General features: G+C 65.5%; 26 protein-coding genes. 9 read left to right on the top strand and 17 right to left on the bottom strand.

The genetic code is table 11. The annotated features are described in order from the left end of the window. Nucleotides 1-2: 2 nt before the first annotated feature. The 9 genes from ACMV8A_RS03435 to argH form a co-directional block, all read right to left on the bottom strand. Nucleotides 3-284, bottom strand: coding sequence for a YkgJ family cysteine cluster protein (locus ACMV8A_RS03435; protein ID WP_495324342.1), 282 nt, complete (start codon nucleotides 282-284; stop codon nucleotides 3-5). A gap of 59 nt (nucleotides 285-343) precedes the next feature. After that, the gene (locus ACMV8A_RS03430) at nucleotides 344-1,027 is read right to left on the bottom strand and encodes a spermidine synthase (RefSeq protein ID WP_495324341.1); all 684 of its coding nucleotides are present in this window, start codon (nucleotides 1,025-1,027) and stop codon (nucleotides 344-346) included. A gap of 4 nt (nucleotides 1,028-1,031) precedes the next feature. Continuing rightward, nucleotides 1,032-1,559: a DUF2058 domain-containing protein gene (locus tag ACMV8A_RS03425; protein ID WP_495324340.1), complete on the bottom strand. Its 528-nt coding sequence runs from the start codon at nucleotides 1,557-1,559 to the stop codon at nucleotides 1,032-1,034. 23 nt (nucleotides 1,560-1,582) lie between these two features. Then, complete coding sequence (locus tag ACMV8A_RS03420) at nucleotides 1,583-1,990, bottom strand: hypothetical protein (RefSeq protein ID WP_495324339.1); 408 nt, start codon at nucleotides 1,988-1,990, stop codon at nucleotides 1,583-1,585. Nucleotides 1,991-2,077: 87 nt separating this feature from the next. Further along, nucleotides 2,078-3,142 carry a ribosome small subunit-dependent GTPase A gene (rsgA, locus tag ACMV8A_RS03415; RefSeq protein WP_495324338.1) on the bottom strand — a complete coding sequence of 355 codons (1,065 nt, stop codon included), beginning with the start codon at nucleotides 3,140-3,142 and terminating at the stop codon, nucleotides 2,078-2,080. A gap of 245 nt (nucleotides 3,143-3,387) precedes the next feature. Then, complete coding sequence (locus ACMV8A_RS03410; protein WP_495324337.1) at nucleotides 3,388-4,221, bottom strand: CvfB family protein; 834 nt, start codon at nucleotides 4,219-4,221, stop codon at nucleotides 3,388-3,390. 3 nt (nucleotides 4,222-4,224) lie between these two features. Then, nucleotides 4,225-4,614 (bottom strand): hypothetical protein, encoded by a 390-nt coding sequence (locus ACMV8A_RS03405; protein ID WP_495324336.1) that lies wholly within the window; start codon nucleotides 4,612-4,614, stop codon nucleotides 4,225-4,227. Between the two features lie 149 nt (nucleotides 4,615-4,763). After that, on the bottom strand, nucleotides 4,764-5,198 hold the full coding sequence (locus ACMV8A_RS03400; RefSeq protein WP_495324335.1) for an EamA family transporter: 435 nt from the start codon (nucleotides 5,196-5,198) through the stop codon (nucleotides 4,764-4,766). 153 nt (nucleotides 5,199-5,351) lie between these two features. Further along, entirely contained in the window at nucleotides 5,352-6,779 is a 1,428-nt protein-coding gene (gene argH, locus ACMV8A_RS03395; protein WP_495324334.1) for an argininosuccinate lyase, read from the bottom strand. A gap of 135 nt (nucleotides 6,780-6,914) precedes the next feature. On the opposite strand from argH, the gene ACMV8A_RS03390 reads away from it, so the two are divergent. Both ACMV8A_RS03390 and ACMV8A_RS03385 read left to right on the top strand, forming a co-directional pair. Then, nucleotides 6,915-7,952, top strand: a complete 1,038-nt coding sequence (locus ACMV8A_RS03390; protein WP_495324333.1) for a sensor histidine kinase — start codon at nucleotides 6,915-6,917, stop codon at nucleotides 7,950-7,952. Next, on the top strand, nucleotides 7,952-8,698 hold the full coding sequence (locus ACMV8A_RS03385) for a LytR/AlgR family response regulator transcription factor (protein WP_495324332.1): 747 nt from the start codon (nucleotides 7,952-7,954) through the stop codon (nucleotides 8,696-8,698). Before ACMV8A_RS03390 ends, ACMV8A_RS03385 begins: the two co-directional genes overlap by 1 nt. A gap of 39 nt (nucleotides 8,699-8,737) precedes the next feature. On the opposite strand, the gene ACMV8A_RS03380 is transcribed toward ACMV8A_RS03385, so the two are convergent. Continuing rightward, a complete protein-coding gene (locus ACMV8A_RS03380; RefSeq protein ID WP_495324331.1) occupies nucleotides 8,738-9,295 on the bottom strand; it encodes a thioredoxin family protein in 558 nt (185 codons plus the stop codon). Between the two features lie 180 nt (nucleotides 9,296-9,475). Between ACMV8A_RS03380 and hemC the strand changes: the two genes are divergently transcribed. The 4 genes from hemC (at nucleotide 9,476) to ACMV8A_RS03360 (ending at nucleotide 13,621) form a co-directional block, all read left to right on the top strand. Then, nucleotides 9,476-10,408 carry a hydroxymethylbilane synthase gene (gene hemC / locus ACMV8A_RS03375; protein ID WP_495324330.1) on the top strand — a complete coding sequence of 311 codons (933 nt, stop codon included), beginning with the start codon at nucleotides 9,476-9,478 and terminating at the stop codon, nucleotides 10,406-10,408. Between the two features lie 110 nt (nucleotides 10,409-10,518). Beyond that, nucleotides 10,519-11,310 (top strand): uroporphyrinogen-III synthase, encoded by a 792-nt coding sequence (locus ACMV8A_RS03370; protein ID WP_495324329.1) that lies wholly within the window; start codon nucleotides 10,519-10,521, stop codon nucleotides 11,308-11,310. Then, complete coding sequence (locus ACMV8A_RS03365; RefSeq protein ID WP_495324328.1) at nucleotides 11,307-12,374, top strand: uroporphyrinogen-III C-methyltransferase; 1,068 nt, start codon at nucleotides 11,307-11,309, stop codon at nucleotides 12,372-12,374. The genes ACMV8A_RS03370 and ACMV8A_RS03365 overlap by 4 nt, the downstream gene beginning before the upstream one ends. Continuing rightward, nucleotides 12,371-13,621: a heme biosynthesis HemY N-terminal domain-containing protein gene (locus ACMV8A_RS03360; RefSeq protein ID WP_495324327.1), complete on the top strand. Its 1,251-nt coding sequence runs from the start codon at nucleotides 12,371-12,373 to the stop codon at nucleotides 13,619-13,621. The genes ACMV8A_RS03365 and ACMV8A_RS03360 overlap by 4 nt, the downstream gene beginning before the upstream one ends. A gap of 72 nt (nucleotides 13,622-13,693) precedes the next feature. Here ACMV8A_RS03360 and ACMV8A_RS03355 read toward each other — a convergent pair whose 3' ends face one another. Next, on the bottom strand, nucleotides 13,694-14,707 hold the full coding sequence (locus ACMV8A_RS03355; RefSeq protein WP_495324326.1) for a CDP-6-deoxy-delta-3,4-glucoseen reductase: 1,014 nt from the start codon (nucleotides 14,705-14,707) through the stop codon (nucleotides 13,694-13,696). Nucleotides 14,708-14,783: 76 nt separating this feature from the next. Here ACMV8A_RS03355 and ACMV8A_RS03350 point away from each other — a divergent pair, with 76 nt between their 5' ends. Further along, nucleotides 14,784-15,638: an SDR family oxidoreductase gene (locus ACMV8A_RS03350; RefSeq protein ID WP_495324325.1), complete on the top strand. Its 855-nt coding sequence runs from the start codon at nucleotides 14,784-14,786 to the stop codon at nucleotides 15,636-15,638. A 12-nt stretch (nucleotides 15,639-15,650) separates the two neighbouring features. On the opposite strand, the gene ACMV8A_RS03345 is transcribed toward ACMV8A_RS03350, so the two are convergent. Together ACMV8A_RS03345 and ACMV8A_RS03340 are read right to left on the bottom strand one after the other, a co-directional pair. Further along, nucleotides 15,651-16,280 carry a nucleotide-binding protein gene (locus ACMV8A_RS03345; protein ID WP_495324324.1) on the bottom strand — a complete coding sequence of 210 codons (630 nt, stop codon included), beginning with the start codon at nucleotides 16,278-16,280 and terminating at the stop codon, nucleotides 15,651-15,653. 56 nt (nucleotides 16,281-16,336) lie between these two features. Then, nucleotides 16,337-16,795: a MarR family winged helix-turn-helix transcriptional regulator gene (locus tag ACMV8A_RS03340; RefSeq protein WP_495324323.1), complete on the bottom strand. Its 459-nt coding sequence runs from the start codon at nucleotides 16,793-16,795 to the stop codon at nucleotides 16,337-16,339. Between the two features lie 59 nt (nucleotides 16,796-16,854). On the opposite strand from ACMV8A_RS03340, the gene ACMV8A_RS03335 reads away from it, so the two are divergent. Then, the gene (locus ACMV8A_RS03335) at nucleotides 16,855-17,286 is read left to right on the top strand and encodes a hypothetical protein (protein WP_495324322.1); all 432 of its coding nucleotides are present in this window, start codon (nucleotides 16,855-16,857) and stop codon (nucleotides 17,284-17,286) included. A gap of 6 nt (nucleotides 17,287-17,292) precedes the next feature. Here ACMV8A_RS03335 and ubiD read toward each other — a convergent pair whose 3' ends face one another. Beyond that, a complete protein-coding gene (gene ubiD, locus ACMV8A_RS03330) occupies nucleotides 17,293-18,756 on the bottom strand; it encodes a 4-hydroxy-3-polyprenylbenzoate decarboxylase (protein WP_495324321.1) in 1,464 nt (487 codons plus the stop codon). Nucleotides 18,757-19,126: 370 nt separating this feature from the next. Between ubiD and ACMV8A_RS03325 the strand changes: the two genes are divergently transcribed. Beyond that, the gene (locus tag ACMV8A_RS03325) at nucleotides 19,127-20,443 is read left to right on the top strand and encodes an MFS transporter (protein WP_495324320.1); all 1,317 of its coding nucleotides are present in this window, start codon (nucleotides 19,127-19,129) and stop codon (nucleotides 20,441-20,443) included. A 7-nt stretch (nucleotides 20,444-20,450) separates the two neighbouring features. On the opposite strand, the gene ACMV8A_RS03320 is transcribed toward ACMV8A_RS03325, so the two are convergent. From ACMV8A_RS03320 to ACMV8A_RS03310, 3 genes are all read right to left on the bottom strand, one after another. Next, nucleotides 20,451-22,565 (bottom strand): putative bifunctional diguanylate cyclase/phosphodiesterase, encoded by a 2,115-nt coding sequence (locus tag ACMV8A_RS03320; protein ID WP_495324319.1) that lies wholly within the window; start codon nucleotides 22,563-22,565, stop codon nucleotides 20,451-20,453. 92 nt (nucleotides 22,566-22,657) lie between these two features. Beyond that, nucleotides 22,658-23,428, bottom strand: a complete 771-nt coding sequence (gene xth / locus ACMV8A_RS03315) for an exodeoxyribonuclease III (protein ID WP_495324318.1) — start codon at nucleotides 23,426-23,428, stop codon at nucleotides 22,658-22,660. Between the two features lie 72 nt (nucleotides 23,429-23,500). Beyond that, nucleotides 23,501-23,998 carry a TIGR04211 family SH3 domain-containing protein gene (locus ACMV8A_RS03310; protein WP_495324317.1) on the bottom strand — a complete coding sequence of 166 codons (498 nt, stop codon included), beginning with the start codon at nucleotides 23,996-23,998 and terminating at the stop codon, nucleotides 23,501-23,503. Nucleotides 23,999-24,152 lie beyond the last annotated feature (154 nt).

Below are 24,152 nucleotides of genomic sequence, written 5' to 3'. Positions count from 1 at the left end.
CTCTACGCTGCCCGTTCGGCGATGCATTCGGCACCGCCCATCTCATAATCGCGGCACACCCCCGGGCGCGCACCATAGATGGTGCAGAGCAAGGTGTCGCGGTTCAATGCGGTACACCAGCCGTCGGCCAGACGGCGCATCACGGTGCCGTCCCAAGCGCTGGCCTCGGTCATGCGTGCAGGGACTGCGTCGTCGCCGAACAACAGGACTTGCAGCCGGCAACAGCGCGCGGCGCAGTTGGCACAGGTGATGATCGGATCGCAGGCAGTGTGGTGGCTGGTCATCGGCGCATTGTAGCAAGCTTCCTGTGCCGGCCGGGCGCCGGCACAGGAACTGACGAGTGTCAGGGACCGCGCCCGGCCAGCCAGATGGTATGGACTGCGCCCTTGCGTGTGGCGTGGGCGCGGACGCGGCGCTCCTCCACCTCGAAGCCGAGCTGGCGCAGCCGCTCGCCGAAGGTGGCGTCGGGTCCGGCCGACCAGACCGCCAGCACGCCATCGGGCCGCAGCGCCTGAAAGGCGGCCTCCAGACCGGCGACGGAATAAAGCCAGTTGTTGTCGTGACGGGTCAGTCCCTCCGGGCCGTTGTCCACATCGAGCAGGATGGCGTCATAGGCATGGGCCGAGGTCTTCAGCAGCAGCGCCACATCGCCTTCATGCACGCTGACGCGCGGGTCGCGCAGCGGATGGCCGGCGTGGTGCCCGAGCAGCGTGCGATTCCACTGCACCACCGCGGGCACCAGCTCAGCCACCTGCACCTGAGCGTTTCCTCCCAGATGGTGCAATGCGGCGGCGAGGGTGAAACCCAAGCCCAGCCCGCCGATCAGCACCGTTGGCGCCGGGCTGTGCGCAATACGCGCACAGGCCAGCTGCGCCAGGGCATCTTCCGAGCCGTGCATGCGGCTGCCCATCAGTTCGCCGCTGCTGCCGGCGATGGTGATGGAGTGCTCGTCGCCGCGCACATACAGACGCAGTTCGGTGCCGTCGCCGGGGATCTCGGCGCTGTCGAGCAGTTGCCAGGGGCGCAAGGGGCTACCAGATCAGGTCGTCGGGGACTTGATAGGCGGCGTAGGGATCATCGGCGGCCGGCTCCTCCTGGGTGTCCGTCGCCGGCATGATGATGCGCGAGGGATCGCGCGCGCGGATCTTTTCCGCCACGTCTGGGCGCACCAGCTCGTGGCGCTGACCCAGCTTGGCCAGGTACAGCGTGCCTTTGAGCAACTGGGCGTGCAGTTCCGCCGTGACGTAGATGCGGCGGATCTTGGTGCCGTCGGTGAAGTTGTAGGGGATCTCGCCCGCGGTCTTGTCGAGGCGGTTGGCCTCGATGAGCTGGCGAATGGCGGCGGCGTTGGCCTTGCGCTCGGCCTCTTCCTGACGCTGACGGTTCAATTCCCGATCGCGCTCTGCCTTTTGTTCGGCCGCACGGCGTGCGGCGTCGGCGGCCGCCTGCTGCTGCTTGTCACCGTCCTTGTTCTTGCGCTTCTCGTGCGCGGCCTTTTTGACCTGCTGCTGGCTGACCAGGCCGGCCTTGAGCAGTTGATCCTTGAGTGAGCCTGCCATGATGGGGTCCGTGGTGCGTGAATTCAGTGGCCGGCCGTCTGGCCGGCATGATAGGCCTCGAGCAAGGCCTGCTTGAGGGCAGGCTGGCTGTCGAGGTCGTCAATGTGCAGCAGGCGCTTGGCGATGGGCGCCAGGATGGCCGCGTCCCGTTGGGCGCGGCGCCGTGCCTGGAAGCAGGCGACGTCAAACACGCCGTCGTGCAGGCACTCGGCCGCAAGGCCGCTGGCGTTGCTGAACGCGAGGTCGCAGGATTCAAGCACCTCGTACATGTAGGAATAGGTGTCGATGCCGTTGGCCTGGGCCAGCAGATGATGAAAGTCCGGCAAGGTGTCTTCGTCCAGCGGCAAGGCGTCCAGGTTCAGGGTCGTGGACAGCGTGTAGTGCTCGCCTTTGAAGGAAAATTCGAGGTGGGCGTCGATGGCATTTTTCACATGTAGTCTCCTGGCGTGGATTGTACCGGATCGCCGCCGCGGCCCGCCCCTACTGGTTGTGGGGTTGTGGGGCGGGCCACGGGCCGCCTAGCGGCGTCCCTGGCGCTGCTTTTCCTTGACGACCGCGCGTACCAGGCGACCGAAGGCCCGTTCCTGCTGGTGGCGTTCGTGGGCGGCGATGTTGTGGCGTTCCTCGGCCAGCAGCTTGCGATAGTGTTGCCACTCGTCTTCATCCAGCTCGCCGCGCTCACGCGCCGCCTGTACGGCACACCCTGGCTCGTCCTGGTGGCCGCAGTCGGCAAAGCGGCACTGGCCGGCCAGTTCATGCAGGGTGCGAAACTGCGTTTCCACACCCCCGGCGCTGGGTGGCAGTCCCACCTCGCGCATGCCCGGCACGTCGATGATGCAGGCGCCGCCGGGCAGACGGATCAGTTCCCGGGCCGTGGTCGTGTGACGGCCCTTGGCGTCGCGCCGCGTCGCCTGGGTCGCCTGTAGCGCCGTGCCGGCCAGGTTATTGATCAGCGTGGATTTGCCGACACCGGAGGAACCAGCCACCACCAGCGTGTTGCCGACGCCGAGCCAGGGCGCGAGCAGGTCGGTCAGCGGTGCGTGCAGCGCATCGAGGGCGAACACCTCCCCGCTTGGCGGCAGACGCGGCCGGACCGCGGCGAGTGCCGATTCTGCGTCCGGGTAGAGGTCGGCCTTGGTCAATAGCACCAGGGGCGTCACGCCCGCCTGCGCCGCCAGCACCAGATAGCGTTCGATGCGGTGCAGGTTGAACTCCGCGTCCAGACCGCTGACGATGAGCAGCACGTCGACGTTGGCGGCGATGGCCTGCGGTGCGCTGCCGCCGGCGCCGCGCCGTTGCAACAGGGTGCGCGGTTCGAGCCGTTCGACGATGCTGGGCGCCTCGGCCGTCAGCAGCACCCAGTCACCGATGGCGGGTTGGGTGAGGGCAGCGGTGTGGTCGTGCCGAAAGCGGCCGGCCAGGGTGGCGATTTCAATATCGGTGCCGGTATCCACACGGAAGTGGCCACGCTCGACGCCAATGACGCGTGCCGGGCGCAGGGTTTCCAGTTGCTCCAGGCTGAGCTGGCGGGTGAACTCGTTGTTCCAGCCGAGCGGCTGGAGCAGGGAAAGATCGCTGAACATGGTGTGTCATCCTCTCAACAGGGAAGTGCTGTGACCGGCGCAGGAGCGCGCCCGTCACGGACGTAACGGTGGTGATGTTGAGATGGGCCGCGCCTGCGGCCAGACCGGGCAGGCGGTCTAGCGGGGCAGCAGGCCGGCGCTGATGACGGTATCCATCGAGCCTCCGGCTGAGAAATGACAGGGACAATGTAGCGGGGGGATTCTACTCCCGTTGGTGTGCCACGGGAAAGGGCGATGGGCAGTGTTCAGCGCACCAGGCGCAGGCCGTCGTCCTCGATGGTGATCAGGCGTTCGCGGTACAGGGCGGAGACCGCCTGCTTGAATGCCTTTTTGCTGACGCCGAAGCGGGCGTAGATGATCTCCGGCGCGCTCTTGTCGGTGACGTTGATGAAGCCGCCCGCAGCCTTGATCTTCTCCAGCAGCTCGCCGGCGATGCCTTCCACCTTGGCATAGCCCGGCGGTTGCAGCACCAGATCGATCTTGCCGTCCTCGCGCAGCTTCTTGATGTAGCCGGTGAGGCGCTGGCCGTAGCGCAGCGGCTGGAACACGTCGGTGTCGTGCAGCACGCCCCAGTGGCGCTGGTTGATGATCGCCTTGTAGCCGATGTCGGTGTGCTCGCACATCAGCAGGTCCACCGCTTGGCGCGGTGTGTAATCCACCGGCGTGCGGTCGAGGAACTTGTCCAGCCGCGCCGAGCCGACGATACGGCCCGTGCGCTTGTCGCGGTAGACGCGCACCACATAGGAACGGCCCACGGTCATGGTGCCGTTCTGCTCGGCAAACGGCACCAGCAGATTCTTGTGCAGGCCCCAGTCGAGGAAGGCGCCGTACTCGGTCATGGACGCCACCTTCATCAGCGCGAACTCGCCCACCTGGGCCAGCGGCCGCTGCGCGGTGGCGACCACGGTATCGTCGGAGTCGATGTAGACGAACACCTCCAGGCTGTCGCCGACGGCGCACGGCTCCGGCGCCTCGCGCAGCGGCAGCAGCACATCGCCCAGTGCGCCGCCGTCGAGGATCACGCCGTAGCTGCCCTTGCGCAGTACGGTCAGCGTGTTGAGGATGCCGAGTTCCGCCATGATTCAACCGACCACGTTGATGGGTGTGTTGCGCAGGTACGCGCCGATGGTGTCGATGACCTGCCCGCAGATGCGCGCGGCCTGCGCGGCGTCCGCCGGATTGGCGCCGGGGAGGTGACAGACGGTGATGCCGCGCTCGCGCGCCGCGGCGTGATCGATATGGCTGGCGTCATCACCGGCCGCGACGATCAGCGCCAGCTTGAAGGCCTTGTCGATGACGGCGTGATCGATGGGTGTGCTGACCGTGACGATCACATCGGAGCGCCAGCAGCGTTCCGCCAGCTCCGCGCCCTCCAGGGCAGGAAACTGCAGCCAGCCGTACTTGGGCACGTCGAGCATGGGGAAGTCGGCCTCGCCGGCGAGGCGGGCGGCATCTACGACGACGATGTTCATGAGGTTTTCCAGCGATGACAGGCGGCCAAGTTTACGCCAATCACCGGCACGGGGCCATGTTCCGACGACGATAAGTCGTTGGAAAATGAAGCGAATCGAAAATCACATTTTTCGGTTCGCGTGGGCTGAGAAGTCCAGGATGGACTTATTCAGACCTCCCTTAACATGAGCAGGCCGACGCCAAAGACGATGGTGGTCATGCCCAGGGCCTGTGTGCCGGTAAGTTTTTCGCCGAGAAAGAGGTAGGTGAGGAGTGCGGCCACCAGCGGATAGGCGCCTGAGATGGCCAAGGCAACCCCCGAACTGATCCCCGGCGCCGCCATGGCCTTGACCAACAAGATGTTCCCTACCGCACCGCTGAAGGCGGCCAGAGCAAGCCAGGGCAGGTTTTCGCCTATCTTTGCCAGAGGCAAGGGCTCCGACCGCGCCAGGGCCAGGGCCGCCGAGATGATCGCGCCAAACAGCATGATCAGTGCCACCACCCATTCACCCTGTATCTGTTTGAGAGACAGCAGCTTGTACGAAAAGCCCCATGCCCCATAGAACAGCAGGGCAAGCAGGGTCAGCATGATTCCGTGGGTCATGGATGTAACTCAGTCGGGGGGGTAACGCAGTGGTCGAGGACAGTGATGTTCTATAAAGATTGGATGTGGCGGAAAGCATGTCAGGAGCATCCCCGGCGGCTCCCTGGGTTCGGGGAAGAGCCCAGGGCCTCCTATCAGGTCCCGGGCTTTTTCCTATCTGTGCAGCAACTCCCTTGCCTGCACTACCGCCATCCGCACCCGCTCCGGCGCGGTGCCGCCGATGTGGTTGCGCGCGGCAACGGAACCTTCCAGCGTCAGGTAGGTGAACACGTCTTCCTTGATGGCCAGGCTGAATTGCTGCAGCTCGGCCAGGGTCATCTCGGACAGGTCCTTGCCGGTCTGGACGCCGTAGGCAACGGACTTGCCGACGATCTCGTGGGCGTCCCTGAAGGCGACGCCATTGCGCACCAGGTAGTCGGCCAGGTCGGTGGCGGTGGAGAAGCCGCGCAGGGCGGCCTCGCGCATGACATCCTTGCGCGGCACGATGTGGTATTTCTTGCTGCCGTCATCCTGCTCGGCGTAGCCCAGCATGTCGGCATAGACGCGCAGGCAGCCCTTCACCGTGTCGATGGTGTCGAACAGCGGTTCCTTGTCTTCCTGATTGTCCTTGTTATAGGCCAGCGGCTGGCCCTTCATGATGGTGAGCATGGAGATCAGCGCACCGAACACGCGGCCGGACTTGCCGCGCACCAGCTCGGGCACGTCGGGGTTTTTCTTCTGCGGCATGATGGAGGAGCCGGTGCAGAAGGCGTCGGAGATTTCCACGAAGCGGAACTGCGCCGAGGCCCACAGGATCAGCTCCTCGGAGAAGCGCGACAGGTGCATCAAGAGCAGCGCGGCCCAGCTCATGAATTCGATAGCGAAGTCGCGGTCGGAAACGCCATCCAGTGAGTTGCGGCAGATGCCCGCAAAGCCCAGTTCGCGCGCGGTGAACTCGCGGTCGATGGGATAGGTGGTGCCGGCCAGGGCGGCGGAGCCGAGTGGCATCCAGTTGACGCGCTGGCGGCAATCCTGCAAACGCTCGGCATCGCGTTGCAGCATTTCGTTCCAGGCCAGCAGGTGATGGCCGAAGGTGATGGGCTGCGCCGTTTGCAGATGGGTGAAGCCGGGCATGATGGTGTCGGCCTCGCGCGCGGCGTGGTCGAGGATGTTGCTCTGCAGGCGCCTCAGCTCCTTGGCGATCACGTCGATCTCGTCGCGCAGGTAGAGGCGCACGTCGGTGGCGACCTGGTCGTTGCGCGAGCGGCCGGTGTGCAGCTTCTTGCCGGCGATGCCGATGCGGTCAGTGAGGTGCTTCTCGATGTTCATGTGCACGTCTTCCAGGGCGATGGACCACTGGAATTCGCCGCGCTCGATCTCGTCGCGTATCTGGTTCAGCCCGGTGATGATGGCATCGCGCTCGGCGGTGCTGAGCACACCGACATGGGCCAGCATCTTGGCGTGGGCGATGGAGCCCTGAATGTCCTGGCGGTACATGCGCTGGTCGAAGCCGACGGAGGCGCCGAAGGCCTCGACGAAGGCGTCGGTGGGTTCGGTGAAGCGCCCGGTCCAGGGCTTTTCGACGGTTTTTTCGTTGCTCATGATGGCTCGGGGGTGGAAGCGTGAAGTGGGCCGCAGTATATCACCGCCGGGCGGGGTGACGGGGGATGCCCGCTCCGGCTCGATGGGGCTATGATGGTGGCCATTCATCCACGACAGGGAATGCCTGTGGCCCCCATGCCTTCCGTACCGCGCAACGACAATTTCTTCCTGCCGGATTTTTGCAGCTTGCCGGCGGTATTTGCCGTGGTGGTGCTGTCGGAGTTGTTTGCCTTCATCCTCACCCTGGCCCAGCTCGGTCAGGGCGCCACTTGGTGGGACACCCTGGCGCTCACCTCGCTGTTCATGCAGTGGGCGGGCCTGACCGGCGCCGCGGTGCTGTGCGCCAGCCGGCGCGCGCTGGAGCGTCTGAACGACCGTGCTGCTGCGCTGGTGAGCTATGGTCTGCTGCTGCTGGTGATCCTGCTGCTGTCGGAACTGGCCTGGCGCTTCATCCTCGAACCTGGCCTGCACGGCGGCAGCCATGCGGGCTTCGTGCTGCGCAATTTCGCCATCGGCGCCATCGTCAGCGCCCTGGCGCTGCGCTATTTCTACGTCAGCCATCAGTCACGCCGCCGCCTGGTGGCGGAGAGCGAGGCGCGCTTTGCCGCCTTGCAGGCGCGCATCCGGCCGCATTTCCTGTTCAACAGCATGAATACCATCGCCAGCCTCACGCGCAGCGATGCGGCGCGCGCCGAGGCGGCCATCGAGGACCTCGCCGATCTGTTTCGCGCCAGTCTGGGCGACGGCCGCCGCCTGATCCCGTTGCAGGAGGAACTGGCGCTGACGCGGCGTTACCTGCACATGGAGGAGTTGCGTCTGGGGCCCCGCCTGCGCCTGGACTGGCAGGTGGACGGTGTGCCGCCGGATGCGGCCATCCCGCCGCTGACCCTGCAACCGCTGGTGGAGAACGCCATCTATCACGGTGTCGAGCAGTTGCCCGAGGGTGGCACCGTCACCATCGGCGGTGCGCTGGAACAGGCCACGCTCACCCTCACCGTGAGCAATCCCTGCCCGGCGCAGGGGCGCGAACGCAGCGGTAACCGCATCGCGGTGGAGAATATCCGCCAACGTCTGGCCTTTCATTTTGGCCCCGCGGCCGCGCTGGAGGCCGGCGAGGAAGCGGGGCACTACCGTGTGCAGTTGCGGCTGCCTTACCGCAAGGTCGAACAGTGATGCGCGTGCTGATCGTCGACGACGAGCCGCTGGCCCGCGAGCGCCTGCGTCGCATGGTGGCGGAGGTGCCGGGCACCGAGGTGGTGGGCGAGGCCGCCGACGGTCGTGCCGCGCTGGAGGCCTGCTCCCGCCTGCATCCGGAAGTGGTCCTGCTCGACATCCGCATGCCGGGCATGGACGGCATGGAGGCGGCGCGGCATCTCGCCAGGCTGCCGGAAGGGCCCGCCGTGGTATTCGTCACCGCTTATGGCGACTATGCCTTGCAGGCCTTCGAGGCGCAGGCGGTGGACTATCTGCTCAAGCCGGTGCGCGCCGAACGGCTGGCTCAGGCGCTGGAGAAGGCGCGGCGTCTGAGCGCGCCGCAACTGGAGGCGGTGGCCGCCGCCGATCCGGAGCCACAGGGACGCAGCCACCTGTCCAGTACCCTGCACGGCAACCTCACCCTGATCCCGGTCGGCGACATCATCTACCTGCGCGCCGAACAGAAGTACGTGGTGGTGCGCCACGCCCGTGGCGAGGCGCTCATCGAGGACTCGCTTACCGCGCTGGAGGCCGAGTACGGACCGCGTTTCGTGCGCATCCATCGCAACGCCCTGGTGGCGCGCAGTGCACTGGAGGGGTTGGAGAAGGAGAGCAATGGCGCGGCGCGGGTGAGGCTGAAGGACTGTGCGGAGCGGCTGGAGATCAGCCGACGCCATTTGCCGGAGTTGCGCAGGTTGTTGCGTTCGGGGGAGATCGACGTGTAGGCCGGACTGGCGCGGCAGTGCGGGTCCGGCCCAATTCCATTAGCAGGCAACCCGCGTAAGGGCGTCCTTGCAGGCGAAGGTAGTGCCGCTGCGGGTGTGGTTGTAGGCGGTGGTGATGGCGTCGTCCAGATAGCCGCCGAAGAAGTCCGGCGTGGTGAGGCCGACCATCTTCTGCGCCATGGGCTTGCCCTGGTAGTCGATGAACACCAGGGTGGGGGTGACACGCACCTGGTAGCGGTCGGCAAACTCCCACACGTTGACCTTCTTGCCGTCGAAGTCGATGACGTCGGCACCGGCGCGCAGTTCCAGCACGCGGAACAGGATCTTCTTGTCGTAGTCGCCGCTGAACATCATCGGCTTGAGGAAGTCGTTCTTGACCACCGAGCAGTAGGGGCAGTAGTCGGAGGAAAACATCACCAGGATCGGCAGACGCTGCGCGCGGGCCTGGCTGGCCTCCTGGCGTAGGTCGGTGATCTGCGGGATCACCACGCCGGTGGCGTCGTTGTGGTGGGCCGGGGTCTCCAGATCGGACCAGGCCGCGACGGGCAGGGTGGCGCTCAGCAGCAGCAGGGCCAGGACGCGATACGCTGTGTTCATGCAAAAACCTATCAATGAATGCGGAATTTTTCCCAGGATAAGTACGCTACCGCCTTCCGTGCAATAGGCCGCCCCGTGCCGGGCGTGTATGATCAGACGCTCAATTGAGACTTCTTATTCCATCGGTCGGTTCCCGCCCTTGTCGGGGGCGGCCGCACCAGAATACAAGGGTTTGATTCCATGGCAAAAAACCTGATCCGTATCGCGACCCGCCAGAGCCTGCTGGCGCTGTGGCAGGCGGAGTACGTGGCCGCGCGGCTCAAGGAGTGCCATCCCGGCCTCCAGGTGGAGCTGGTGAAGATGGTGTCGCAGGGCGACAAGATCCTCGACACCCCGCTGGCCAAGATCGGCGGCAAGGGGCTGTTCGTGAAGGAGCTGGAGGAAGGGCTGCTGCGCGGCGACGCCGATATCGCCGTCCACTCCATGAAGGATGTGCCCATGGCCTTTCCCGAGGGGCTGCACCTGTCGGTGATTTGTGAGCGCGAAGACCCGCGCGATGCCTTTGTCTCCAATACCTACAAGTCGTTTGATGCCCTGCCGCAGGGCGCGGTGGTCGGCACCTCCAGTCTGCGCCGCCAATGCCAGTTGCTGGCACGCCGCCCCGATCTGCAGGTGAAGTTCCTGCGCGGCAACGTGCAGACCCGCCTGAAGAAGCTGGACGACGGCGAATACGACGCCATCATCCTCGCCAGCGCCGGCCTCATCCGCCTGGAGCTGCGCAACCGCATCACCGAGCTGCTCGACATCACCGTCAGCCTGCCCGCCGTGGGTCAGGGCGCGGTAGGCATCGAGTGCCGTGCCGATGATGCCGAGGTGAATGCCCTGCTCGCCCCGCTCAACCATGCGCCGACGGCCACCCGCGTCAAGGCGGAGCGAGCGATGAACACGCGGCTGGAAGGCGGCTGCCAGGTGCCCATCGGCGGTTATGCCGAGCTGGACCACGGCGTCGTCGTGCTGCACGGCCTGGTGGGGCGGCCCGACGGCGGCGAGGTGGTGCGCGGCTCCATCAGCGGCAAGCCGGAAGATGCCGAAGAGCTGGGCCGCGTGCTGGCGGAAGACCTGCTGGCGCGCGGCGCCGATGTGATCCTGCGCGAGGTGTATGCCTCAGCCTGACGGACAGGGGGATGGCGTTTTGCTGGCAACAGGGTAACGTGGCCCTGTCCGTTTCCCCCTCCCTGGCCTCCCCCGCGCACGGGGGAGGGGACAAGGAGTCGCCAAGCGACATGATTATTGATTTGCATGGGCGGGGCGTATTGGTGACACGCCCCGCGCATCAGGCCGACACGCTGTGCCACATGATCGAGCAGGCCGGTGGTCGCGCGATCCGCTTTCCCGTGCTGGCCATCGCGCCGCCGCACGACATGACGGCGCCTCTGGCGACGGTGGCGCGGCTGGCGCACTATGATCTGGCAATCTTTGTCAGCCCCAATGCAGTGGAGTACGGCCTCGATCTGATCGGGGCGCAGGGTGGTCTGCCTGCGGGGTTGCGTCTGGCGGTGGTGGGCGAAGGCAGTGCGCGCGCCTTGCGGGCGCGCCTCGGACGCGGGCCGGACCTGCAGCCGAGCGAGCGCTACGACAGCGAGGGGCTGCTCGCCTTGGCCGAACTGCAACAGGTCGCCGGCCGGCGCGTGGTGATCTTCCGCGGCGACGGTGGGCGCGAACTGTTGGGGCAGGCGCTGCGCGAGCGCGGCGCCACGGTGGATTACGCCGAGGTGTATCGGCGCGTACGGCCGGCGGTGGATGTTGCGGCGCTGGCGGCGCAACTGGCGGCCGGCGCGGTGGATATCGTGACGGTGACCAGCAGCGAGGGTTTGCGTAATCTGCTGGAGCTGGCCGGGGCCGATAACGCGGCGCGGCTGAAGAAGTTGCCATTGGTGGTGGTGAGCGAACGCACCGCGGCACTGGCGCAGGAGTTGGGATTTTCACAGCCGGCCCATGTCGCCGCCCTGGCGAGCGATGCGGGATTGGTGGAAGCGGTGGCCCGCTGGGCGGGCCGCGCGGGAGAAGGGCGATGAGCGAAATGGAACAGAAGCCGGACGAATCTACCCAGGCCGAGGCACAGACCCCGGCGGAAGAAATGGCGGCAGCCCCGGCCGCGGAGCCGCAACGCGGCGGCCAGGGCCTGGCCTGGCTGGCGGTGGTGCTGGCGCTCGGTGCGCTGGGTGGCGGCTATGCAGTGTGGACCCAGTTGGACAAGCAGCGCACCGCGGCCTTGCATGAATACCAGCTGTTGCACACCCGGCTGGAGCAGTTGACGGCGCAGCAGCAGGATATGGCGGCACGCCTGGCCCGGGACAGCAGCGCACTGGAGCAGTTGCGCGGCGATACCCGGCTGCTGGGCGATGCGCTGGACAAGATAAACGAGCGTCTCGGCCGTGACCGTCACGCCTGGGTGCTGGCCGAGGCGGACTATCTGTTGCAGATGGCCAACCGCCGCCTGCTGCTGGAGCGTGATGTGGTCGGCGCCATCGCCGCCATGAGTGCGGCCGATCAGCGCCTCGCCCTGCTCAACGACCCCTTGCTGACCCGGGTGCGTGCCCAGCTCAGCGAAGAGTTGCAGGCCCTGCGCGCCCTGCCTGTGCTGGACGTGGATGGCATCACCCTGGAACTGGGCGCCCTGAGCAAGGGGGTGGACGACCTGGTGCTGGCCGGTGCGCCGCGCGAGGAGCAGGAGGCCGTGGCGACCGAGGAGGAGACGGCCGGCTGGCGCAGTTTTGTGCGCAGCGTGTGGTCCGATATCCGCAGCCTGGTGGTGATCCGCCGCCATGACGCCGGCAGCCTGCCGCTGACCACGCCGGATCAGCGCCTGCTGCTGCGGCAGAACCTGCGCCTCAAGCTGGAAACGGCGCGCCTGTCCCTGTTGCGCGGCCACGGTCAGGCCTATCGCGCCGCGTTGCAGGAGGCGGACGGCTGGGTGGAGCGTTTCTATGACGCCAAGTCGCCCGCCACCCTCGCCATGCGTGAGGCCCTGGGACGCCTCGCCGCCATCGACATCGCGCCGCCATTGCCGGCCATCGATCAGTCGCTGCATGCCCTGCGCGAGGTCAGCGTGCGTCTTGAGCGGAGTGCGCGTCCATGAAGCTGTTGTTCTTCGTCATCGTCGTCCTGGTCGGCGCCGTGGGCCTGGCCCTGCTGGCGCAGAGCGAGTCCGGCTATGTGCTGATCAACTACGGACCGTGGAGCGTGGAGACCTCCTTCACCTTCGCGGTGCTGGTGGCGCTGCTGGGCTTCGTGGTGTTCTATGCCACCCTGCGCCTGGTGGCCGGCGCGCTGGCCCTGCCGGGACGGTTACGCGCCTGGCGCCGCGGCCGGCGCACCTTGCGTGCGCGCCTGGTCACCACGCGTGGTCTCACCGCCCTGGCCGAAGGTCACTGGCTCAAGGCCGAACGCGACCTCTCGCGCTACGCCGAGCGCAGCGAAACGCCGCTGCTCAATTATCTGGGGGCGGCCCGCGCGGCGCAGATGCTGGGCGATGAGGAGCGGCGCGATTACCACCTGTCCATGGCCCATCGCAGCTCTGCCGAGGGCGAACTGGCGGTGGGCGTGACGCAGGCCGAATTGCAGATGGCCAGCGGCCAGCTGGAACAGGCGCTGGCTACCCTGCGGCATCTGCACGGCAAGACGCCGAAGAATGTGCGTGTGCTGCAACTGCTGCAGCAGGTGTACGAGCGCCTGGGCAGTTGGAACGAACTGGTGGAGCTGCTGCCGGAGCTGCGTAAGCGCCGTGCGCTGGAAGAGGACGCGGCGGAGCTGCTGGAGCGCCGCATTTGGGAGACCCTGCTGCGTCAGGTCCATGAGCACGGTCAGTTGGACAAGCTGCGCGAGCTGTGGGAGCGCATCCCACGCCATCAGCGTCAACAGGCGGTGCTGCTCGCCGCCTATGCGCGTGGATTGCTTGCCCTGGGTGGCGGCGACGAGGCGGAGAGTCTATTGCGCGAGGCGGTGCGCCGGCAGTGGGATGCGGAGCTGGTGCGTCTGTACGGTCTGGCGGAAAGCAAGAATCCCACTCAGCAGCTGGCCGCGGCGGAAGAGTGGCTCAAGCGCCACCAACGCCACCCGCTGTTACTGCTGACCCTGGGGCGTCTCGCCATGCGCGCCCAGTTGTGGGGCAAGGCCCGTGCCTACCTGGAGGCCAGCGCCGGCATGGAGGCGCGCGCCGAGACCTACCGCATGCTGGGCGAATTGCTGGAGCGGCTGGGGGAAGAGGCTACGGCCCGCGACTACTACCACAAGGGCCTGGCCCTGGTGACCGGCAATGGCCGTTCGGGACCGGTGGTGCCGTTGAAGCGCTTTCCGCTGGTGACGCGGAACACGAAGAAACCGTAGCAGCGGCACGCCGCGATTAGGTGCTGAGCCGGTCGACACACCCCATCGCGGCAGAGCCGCTCCGCGCACAGGTCAGTCCTTGGCCCACTCGAAGGCGTCGGAGTAGCAGTGCTCCGGGTCGAGGCCGCGCTCCGTCAGCGCCTTCTTGGCGCCGAGCACCATCTCTGGCAGACCGCAGGCATAGACCTCGAAACCGGTGACGTCGGCAAAGTCGGTCAACACCGCCTCCTGCACATAACCGGTGCGTCCCTCCCACTGGTCCTCCGCCGCCGGGCGTGACAGCACCGGGTGGTAGTGCACGTTCACATACTCCCGATCCCAGCGCAGGGCGCGCTCATGCATGTACAGGTCGGCCTTGGTGCGGGCACCCCAGTAGATGTGGATGGGGCGCTGCACACCCTCGGCCAGGGCGTGTTCGACGATGGCCTTCACCGGGCCGAAGCCGGTGCCGGTGGCGAGCAGGATGATCGGGCGGTCGGAATCCTCGCGCAGGAAGAAACTGCCGTGCGGACCTTCGATGCGCACCAGATCCTTTTCATGCATCTCGCTGAACACCTGTTCGGTGAAGCGGCCGCCGCGCACCAGGCCGATATGGAATTCCAGGAACTCGTCGTCGTGAGGCGGGTTGGCGATGGAGAAGGCGCGCTTCTTGCCGTCGGCCAGGATGAAATTGACGTACTGGCCGGCCAGATATTGCAGGCGGTCGCCCTCCGGCAGCTTGAGCCACAGGCCCATCACGTTGGGGCTGAGCTGCTCCATGCGGCCGATCTTGGCCGGCAGCGTGCGGATCGGGATATCCTTGGTGGCGGTGACTTCCTTGATCTCCAGCACCAGGTCGGAGCTGGCTTTGGCCACGCAGGGCAGGGCCATGCCTACCGCCAGTTCCTGCTCGGTGAGCGCGCCCGGCTCCTCGTCGCCGTAGTCGACCTCGCCGCTGACCACCTTGCACTTGCAGGCACCGCAAAAGCCATTGCGGCAGCCGTAGGGGAAGGCGAGGCCATGGCGCAGGGCTGCATCGAGCACGGCTTCACCCTGCTCTACCGGGAATTCGTGACCACTGGGTTCAACCTGAACTTTGAAGCTCATTAACTCTACCTTGCCACTGGGTTATTGTTGACCATAAAGGTATGGATTATCCGTTAAACGGTTAAGGAGATAAACCGTGAATTTGATATTTATCATCGGTTGCGGCGATATCGGCCTGCGCGTGGCCCGTCTGTGGCAGGCGCGCGGCGCTGCGGTACAGGCCCTAGCGCGCAGCGCAGAATCTGCTGTCCGTCTGAGCGCCGCCGGCATCAGCCCGATCAGCGGCGATCTCGACGACCCCGCCTCCCTCGCCACCTTGCCCATCAATGGTGCAACAGTCTACTACTTCGCGCCGCCGCCCGGGCAGGGCGAGACCGATCCGCGCATGCGCGCCTTCGTCGCGGCGGGCCTGCGCCCGGCGCGGTTGATCTATATCTCCACCTCCGGCGTATACGGTGATCGCGACGGCGCCTGGGTGGACGAAGACACGCCGCCGGCACCCGGCACCGATCGCGCCCGCCGTCGTCTGGATGCCGAAACGGTGCTGCGCACCTGGGGACGGGAGAGCGGGGTGCTGGTGAACATCCTGCGCGTGGGCGGCATCTACGGCCCCGGCCGCTGGCCGCTGGAGCGGCTGCGGGCCGGCACACCGGTGCTGCGCGAGGAGGAGTGCGGCTACACCAACCGTATTCACGCCGATGATCTGGCCGCCACCTGCGTCGCCGCCGCCGATCGTGGCGGCGCCGACCGCATCTACAACGTCAGCGACGGCCGCAACGGCACCATGACGCAATACTTCTATGCCGTGGCCGATCGCTTCGGCCTGCCGCGCCCGCCGGCGCTGACCCTGGCGCAGGCCATGCAGCAGCTGAGCCCGGCCATGCTGTCCTATCTCACCGAGTCGCGCCGCATGGACAACCGGCGGATGTTGGTGGAACTGGGGGTGACGTTGCGCTATCCGGATCTGGCGGCGGGTCTGCAAGACGTTTGACCCGCAGGGCCGTTACTGCTGCGCCAGCCAGCGCAGGATCGGCTGCCACTGTTCGAGATCAACTTCCACCAGCGCCGGCGGCAGTTCGGCGAGCCCCAGGCCGCGATCCGCGGCGCGGATGTAGTTCTGGCTGTCGCGCAGGGTGGTGAGGAAGGGGATGCCCAGGCTGGTAAGAAATCGCTGCAGGGTGTGATAGATGAGGGTGTGTTCCTTCACTCGGTTGGCGATGACGGCGATGCGCGTCTCCTGGCGCGAGACGCGGCCCACCAGCAGCAGTTCTTCCACGAAGCGGGCGGCGGCGCGGATGTCGATAGGTGAGGGCAGCACCGGGATGAGCAGGGTCTGCGCACGCTTCACGTGCCGCTTGAGGTCCTTGCCATGCACGGCGGCGGGGGCGTCCATGATCACGTAATCCATCCCCAACGGCAGCAGCAGCTTTTCCTTCTCCTCGTCCAGCGAGACGTGATAGATGGTGGGCCGTTCCGCTGGGCGCACCGCCAGCCAGTCGATACTGCTACCCTGCGGGTCGAAGTCGGCCAGCGCTACTTTGTTGCCGGACTGGGCCAGGAAACTGGCCAGGTTAGTCGCCAGGGTGGTCTTGCCGCAGCCGCCCTTGGGGTTGAGCACCATGATCTTCTGCATTGCCATTCCGTCCGTTGCTCGTGTTACCCGTGCAGGATACGACAAGTTGGCGCGCGTTACTCCTCTTCCAGGCGCTGGCGCAACGTGTGGAGTAGTTCCAGGGCGTCGGCCAGGCGCTGTGCCGGGATCCCCTTGGCGCATTCCGCCGCCCAGGCGGCCTGTTGTTCGTCCAGCGTGCGGTAGGCACGCGCGCCCGTCTTGCTGAGCCGGTGCAGGGGCGCGCGACGGTGGGCCGGGTTGTCCTCGCGCAACAGCAGCCCTTCTTCCACCAAGGCATCGGTCAGGCGCTGTACGCTCTGCCGCTTCAGGCCCATGCGGCGGGCGATGTCGGCCACGGTGAGCGGCTGGCCCTCCAGCGCAATGGCGCCCAGCACCTGCCAGCGTGCGCTGGTCAATTTCAGCGGTGCGCTCATGGCGTCGCCGGCGGCGATGAGGCGGCCGTTGAAGCGGAAGGTTTCCAACACCAGTTCGGTGAACAGGCCGCTGGCACGGCTGTGGGTAGTGGCGTTTTTCATATTGACAGCATGCTGTCAAATAGGCAGGATCGTGTCAACCAGCCACGGGAGCCTGTGTCATGAAATCCATTCTGCATGCCATCGCCGGCGGCATCGCCTTTGTCACCATCCTGATGTTCTTTGTGGCCACGCTGGTGGTTGAGCTGGGTGGCGATCCTGGCGCCATCGCCCGCGTCAAGGCGGCCATCGTGCAAGGGCTGTGGTTGCTGATCCCGGCGCTGATGCTCACCGGCGCGAGCGGCTTTGTGCTGGCGCGTAACCGTAGTGGCAGGCTGCTGGCGGCAAAGCAACGGCGCATGCCGTTCATCGCCGGCAACGGTTTGTTGATACTGCTGCCGGCGGCATTGCTGCTGGATCGCTGGGCGGCGGCCGGTCAGCTCGATGGGATGTTTTACACGGTGCAGGCGGTGGAGCTGCTGGCCGGCGCAGCCAATCTGACGTTGATCGCCCTCAACATCCGTGATGGGGTGCGCCTGCGGGCAGGCAAGTAATCATTTTCATATCCCCAGCTGATCCCACAGCGCATCGACACGGCGCTTCACCTCGTCGCTCATGCGGATCGGCGTGCCCCATTCGCGGCTGGTTTCGCCCGGCCACTTGTTGGTGGCGTCGAAGCCGATCTTCGATCCCAAACCCGAAATAGGCGAGGCGAAGTCGAGGTAGTCGATGGGGGTGTTCTCGATGGTGGTGGTGTCGCGCGCCGGATCCATGCGCGTGGTCATGGCCCAGATCACGTCCTTCCAGTCGCGCACGTTGACGTCGTCGTCGGTGACGATGACGAACTTGGTGTACATGAACTGGCGCAGGAACGACCAGATGCCGAGCATTACGCGCTTGGCGTGGCCGGGATACTGCTTTTTGATGCTCACCACCGCCATGCGGTAGGAGCAGCCCTCCGGCGGCAGGTAGAAATCGACGATTTCCGGAAACTGCTTCTGCAGGATCGGCACGAACACCTCGTTGAGCGCCACGCCAAGCACCGCCGGTTCATCGGGCGGGCGGCCGGTGTAGGTGCTGTGGTAGAGCGGACTCTTGCGCTGGGTGATGCGCTCGATGGTGAACACCGGGAAGCGGTCCACTTCGTTGTAATAGCCGGTGTGATCGCCGTAGGGGCCTTCCTCCGCCATCTCGCCCGGATGAATGAGACCTTCCAGCACGTACTCGGCGGAGGCGGGCACCTGCAGATCGCTGCCGATGCACTTGACCACCTCGGTCTTGCCGCCGCGCAGCAGGCCGGCGAAGGCGTATTCGCTCAGGGGATCCGGCACCGGTGTTACGGCACCGAGAATGGTGGCCGGGTCGGCGCCGAGAGCCACCGCCACCGGGAAGGGCTGGCCGGGAAATTTCTGCTGGAAGTCGCGGAAGTCGAGGGCGCCGCCGCGGTGCGACAGCCAGCGCATGATCACCTTGTTGCGGCCCAGCACCTGCTGACGGTAGATACCGAGATTCTGCCGCTCCTTGTGCGGGCCGCGCGTCACCACCAGTCCCCAGGTGATGAGCGGGGCGGCATCGCCCGGCCAGCAGGTCTGGATCGGTAGCTGGCCCAGGTCGACATCGCCGCCTTCCAGAACGACCTCCTGGCAGGGCGCATCCTTCACCACCTTAGGCGCCATGTTGAGCACCTGCTTGAACTTGGGCAGCTTGTCGAGGGCGTCGCGCAGGCCCTTGGGCGGCTCCGGCTCCTTGAGGAAGGCGAGCAGCTGGCCCACCTCGCGCAAGGCGCTGACCGATTCCTCGCCCATGCCGAGGGCGACGCGCTCGGGCGTGCCGAACAGGTTACCGAGCACAGGTACGCTGTGGCCCTTGGGCTTCTCGAACAGCAGGGCCGGGCCGCCGGCGCGCAGGGTGCGGTCGCAGATCTCGGTCATCTCCAGGTAGGGATCGACCTCGACGGTGATGCGTTTCAGTTCGCCGCGTTGCTCAAGCAGGGCGACGAAGTCGCGCAGATCCTTGTATTTCATGGCCGGCCTTTGGGGAGGAAAAGAGGCATCCGCAAATGAACGCCAATTAGTGCAAATATAACCCGTGTAGCCATCCTCATTCCAACAACCATGCCGCCATCCTGGGTATGCCCGACCAGGCGGCTGGTGACGCAGGTAATCGCGATAGGCGAGTGTGACTAGAGAAAGTCTGAATGAGTCCATACTGGACTTCTCAGACCATCGCGGCACATCCCTGTGCCGCGGAAGCTCTGAACTTATTCAGAGCTTCCCTAGGTGTGAGCCGGCATTCCATTTACGTGGATTTGCGTTCATTTGCGGGCCGAAGTTTTGCGGAATGCGGAGGGAAAATGGACTAAGATGCTCCCTTCCATCCATCGCTCCGTGTTCCATGACGCCAGCCACAACCTTCGACCCCCGCCGCTTCCAGCAGGTGCGCTGGGCCATCTACGCCGTTCTGATCCTGGCCTACATGTCGGTGTTCTTTCACCGCATGGCGCCGGCGGTGGTCTCCGCCGAATTGATGACGGCCTTTCATACCACCGGTGCGGCACTCGGTTCGCTGGCGGCGATGTATTACTACATCTACACCGCCATGCAGATCCCTTCCGGTGTGCTCGCCGACACGGTGGGTGCACGCACCGTGGCGACGCTGGGCAACTTCGTCGCCGGCATCGGCTCGATCCTCTTCGGGCTGGCCGAGACCATGGAGATGGCGATGACGGGGCGCTTTCTGGTGGGGCTGGGCGTGTCGGTGATCTTTGTAGCGCTGATGAAGAGCAACACGGTGTGGTTTCGCGAGCGCATCTACGGCCTGATCAGCGGCGTCACCCTGCTGCTCGGCAACATCGGCTCGATACTGGCCGCCGGCCCGCTGGCCTGGCTGCTGGGCCATGTCTCCTGGCGAGCGGCCTTCGTCGGCATTGGCGTGTTCTCCTTGTTGCTCGCCGTGTTGTCGCTGCTCATCGTGCGCAACCGGCCGGAGGAGGCCGGCTTTCCCTCGCTGCGCGCCATGGAGGGCAAGAGCGCCCATGCCGAGCGCGAGCGGCACTGGTTGCACGACATGCGCGCGGTATGGACCAATCTGCGCGTGTGGCCGGGCTTCTGGTTCAACTTCGGCATGGCCGGTGGCCTGTTCGCCTTTGCCGGCCTGTGGGGCGTCCCGCTGTTGCGCGATGTGCACGGCCTCAGCCGTGACGAGGCGGCGCAGTACACCACGCTGACTCTGCTGGCGATGGCGGTCGGTACGCTGCTGCTGGGCTGGATTTCCGATCGGTTAGGACGGCGCAAGGCGGTGATGACGGTGAGTGCCGGACTCTATCTGCTGGCATGTGCGGCGTTGCTGTGGCTGCCATGGAAGCCGGGTCTGAGTGGCATGCTGCTGTTTGCACTGCTCGGTCTGTGCGGCAGCGGCTTTGTGCTCAGCTATGCCTGCGCCAAGGAAGTGTGCGCGCCGGCGCTGTCGGGTATGGCCATCAGTGTGGTCAACACCGGGCTGTTTCTGGGGGCGGCGATCATGCAGCCACTGTTCGGCTGGGTGCTGGATCAGGGCTGGGACGGCGCCATGCGCGAGGGCGTGCGCCTGTACAGCGGGGCTGACTATCATGCTGCCCTGTGGCTGATGCTCGGCTTTGCCACGGTGGCCCTGCTGGCGGCGCTGCGCCTCACGGAAACCCGCGGCAGCAATATCACGCTGAACAGCCGCTGATCGGTAATCAGGCGTTGTTGAACGCGGTGGCCGCCAGATTGGCCGCCAGCCCATGGTCTTCGCTCTCTGTTTGCCAGGCGGCTGCCAGTTCGTGCGCCGGCATCGCCTTGCCGTAGAGATAGCCTTGCAGGCATGCGCAGCCGGTGTTGCGCAGGAACTGCGCCTGGTGCGTGGTTTCCACGCCTTCTGCCACCGTGACGAAGCCCAGGCTGCGGGACAGCTCGACTACGGCGCGGATGATCGCCTCGTCACCAGGGCTGACACCGATGCCGTTGACGAAGCTGCGATCGATCTTGATGGTCTGAATCGGCAGGGCCTTGAGATAGGTGAGCGAGGAATAGCCGGTACCGAAATCATCCACCGACAGGGTGACCCCCAAAGCCCGCAGGCGATGCAGTACGCCCAGGGCATCGTCTACGGACATGATGATCGACTCGGTGATTTCAAACTCGATGCGTTTCGGGTTGACGCCGGTGTCAAGCAGGATGGCAGAGACATGTTCGATAAAGTCGCTGCGCTCCATCTGCTTGACCGAGAGATTCACCGACAGTGTCGGCACATAAAATCCCGCTGCATCCCATTGCGCCAATTGTTGGCAGGCCGCGCGTAACACCCAGGTGCCCAGTTCGACGATCAACCCGCAGTCTTCAGCCAGGGGGATGAAGCGCCACGGCGGCACATGGCCTAGTTCGCCATTGCTCCAGCGCAGCAAGGCCTCCGCACCGATGAGTTGGCCGGTTCTGGCATCCACCTTGGGCTGGTAGTGCGCGTTCAGTTCCCGGCTGTCGATGGCGTGGCGCAGCAGGGTCTCCATACGGACGCGCTGCTGTGCCTCCTGCGTCATTTCGGCCGTATAGAAGTGGTAACGGTTGCGGCCGTGGGACTTGGCCTGGTACATGGCGGCATCGGCATTGCGCACCAGAATATCGACATCACTGCCGTCGTCGGGGGCGATGCAGATGCCGATGCTGGCCGAGAGGAACAGTTCGTTGTCGCTGACCGTGAACGGCTGTCGGAACAAGGCCAGTAGTTTGTCGGCGACCTGACGTGCCTCGTCCGGCTCGCGTATGTCCTCCAGGATGCAGATGAATTCATCACCGCCCTGGCGCGCCAGGGTGTCGCTGGTGCGCACGCAGGTCTTGATGCGGCGTGTCACGGCAACCAGCAACTCGTCGCCGATAGAGTGGCCCAGGGTATCGTTGACATCCTTGAAACGGTCGAGGTCGATGAACAGGATGGCGAGGCGGCTCTTTTTGCGCGCCGCGCGGGAGAGGCCGTGGGTGAGGTGCTCCTTGAACATCAGCCGGTTGGGCAGGCCGGTGAGTACGTCGTGATAGGCGAGGTGGTCCAGGCGGCGTTCGGCATGCCGGCGTTCGGCGATCTCCGCCTCCAGCGCGGCAGTGCGCTCCTGTACCCGCCGATCCAGCGCCAGGTTGGCATGCTCCAGTTCCTGCGCCTGGCGGCGCAGGATGCGCTGAGCGCGGCTTACCACCAGCAGTTGCAATAGATACAGCAGGGTCAGGGCGAGGGTGGCGGCCGCTGCCACCTGCCACAGCGTGGTGCTGACACGCTGCACCAGCGGTGTTACATCGCGGTAGATCTCGAACACGCCAAAGATATCGCCGTCGGCATCACGCATGGGCACATAGCTGGCGATGAAGTCGATATTGGAGCGCACGCCGTCGTGGGCATTGAATACATCACGCGAGTGCATATCGCTGGCAATACCGCCTTGGCTGGCGACCTGGAACCCGGGTTTGTGCGCAATGTTTTCGCCGACGTTGGTCAGGTCGGTGGAAAAGACGGTCAGGCCGTGGCGATTGTAAACCTTGACCTTGATGACATCGCTGTTCTTGAGCAGGGTGAGTACATGGGGCAACAGGTCGCCGGCCGCGGTGTGCCTTCGGGCGAGGTCGTGTTCGACATAGGACGCGGTGACCTGGGCCGCAAACTCCTGCCGCAAGGTGTTGTGCACCAGGCGCGTCAGGGCGACGTTGTCGTGTTCGGCCTGGCTGATCAGATGGTGGGTGGAAAAACGGTGGAAGTAGCTGCCCAGCACGACGCCCACAGCTAGGATGAGAAACAGCGACAGCGCGGAAAAATACCGCGTCAGGTTGAACATCCGGGTGTTCTCCGCGTGCTCCATAACCCTGGCCTGGGTAGGGGTTCAGCCGGAGTGTAACCCAGCCGTGGCGAATAAGTGAAATACCTATCCTAAAGCGAAAATTCCGCTACAACGGGTGCGTGATCCGAGGGGCGCTCCAGTTTGCGCATCTCTTTGTCGATGACGGAACTGATGCACTGCGCCGCCAGCGGCCGGCTGGCGAGGATGTGATCGATGCGCAGGCCGAGGTTGCGGCGAAAGGCATTCATGCGATAGTCCCACCAGCTGTAGGTCTTCTCCGGCTGCTCGAACAGGCGGAAGGTGTCCACCAGGCCGGTGTCCAGCAGGCGTTGGAAGGCGGCGCGCTCCGGCGGCGAGAACAGCACGCTGTTTTCCCAGGCCGCCGGGTCGTAGACGTCGCGTTCGTCGGGGGCGATGTTGAAATCGCCCAGCACCACCAGATTGGGGGTGCGCTCAAGCTGTAGCGCGATGAAGGCCTGTAGCTTCTCCAGCCAGTCCAGCTTGTAGGTGTATTTGTCCGACCCGACCTCCTGGCCGTTGGGCACGTAGAGGTCGAGCACGTAGACATCGCCGAACTGTGCGCCGAGCACGCGCCGCTGCGGGTCGTCGAGGCCCGGCAGATCGGTGACGAGGGTGCCGCCGGCGGGTTCACGGCTCAGCAGCGCCACGCCGTTGTAGGTCTTCTGCCCGGAGTACAGCACCTGATAACCGGCCGCCTCGATCTCCGCGCGAGGAAACTCGGCATCCGGCATCTTGGTTTCCTGCAATGCGAGCACGTCCGGTTGCCGGGCGGCGAGCCAGTCCAGCACCTGGGGCAGGCGCACACGCAGCGAGTTGACGTTCCAGGAGGCGATTTTCATAAGGGCAGATATGAGATGAAGAAATGGCTACGGGACGAGTGTTGCTGGCGCGACAGAACGCAGGGGGTGAGTTTAGAGCCTGAAGCCACCATGGCGTTCGCGGATGCGCCAGTCCAGCCACATGATGCCGAGGATGAAGCCGGTCACCAGCGAGACCAGCACGGCGAAAAACATCCACCACGAGCGCGACACCTGATGGTTCTGTTGCGCGGCGCGGGTCTGCTCGGCCAGCTGGCGGCGGGTGTCATCCAGTTCCTTGGTGGTGCGCTCGTGTTGCTGCGCCAGCGACAGCAGCAGCACCTGGGCCGGCATGTCTTCCTGCAGCTGACGCTGGTGGATCCAGCCTTCGCTGCCATCCCGGGTGCGCACCCGCACGAAGTCGCCCTGCACGGTGAGCACCTGCAAGACCGTGCCGGTGGGCAACTGCTGGATCGGTTTGCCGGCGGCGCGGGGCGCCGGATACACATCGGCGGCGAGGCGATCAGTGACGTACAGCGTGTCGGCGGCGCCGGCCTGAAACGGCAACAGCAGACAGAGCAGCAACAGCGCCGCGCCTCGCCGATGTCTCATCCAATGGTTCAGGCCAAGTAAGCGTTTCATTGCGAGTAGCTTACTATCCCGGTGGAGTTTTCGGCAAACCGGAGTGCACCCCGCGGCCTCCCTGTCTGACGGCGGTGTGATGTTGCGCGCTGCCGGTGCCCAATGCGACGTGCAGACTCAAGGA

The sequence above is a fragment of the Sulfurivermis sp. genome (assembly GCF_059410345.1).
This window is presented reverse-complemented; position numbering and strand designations above follow the sequence as displayed.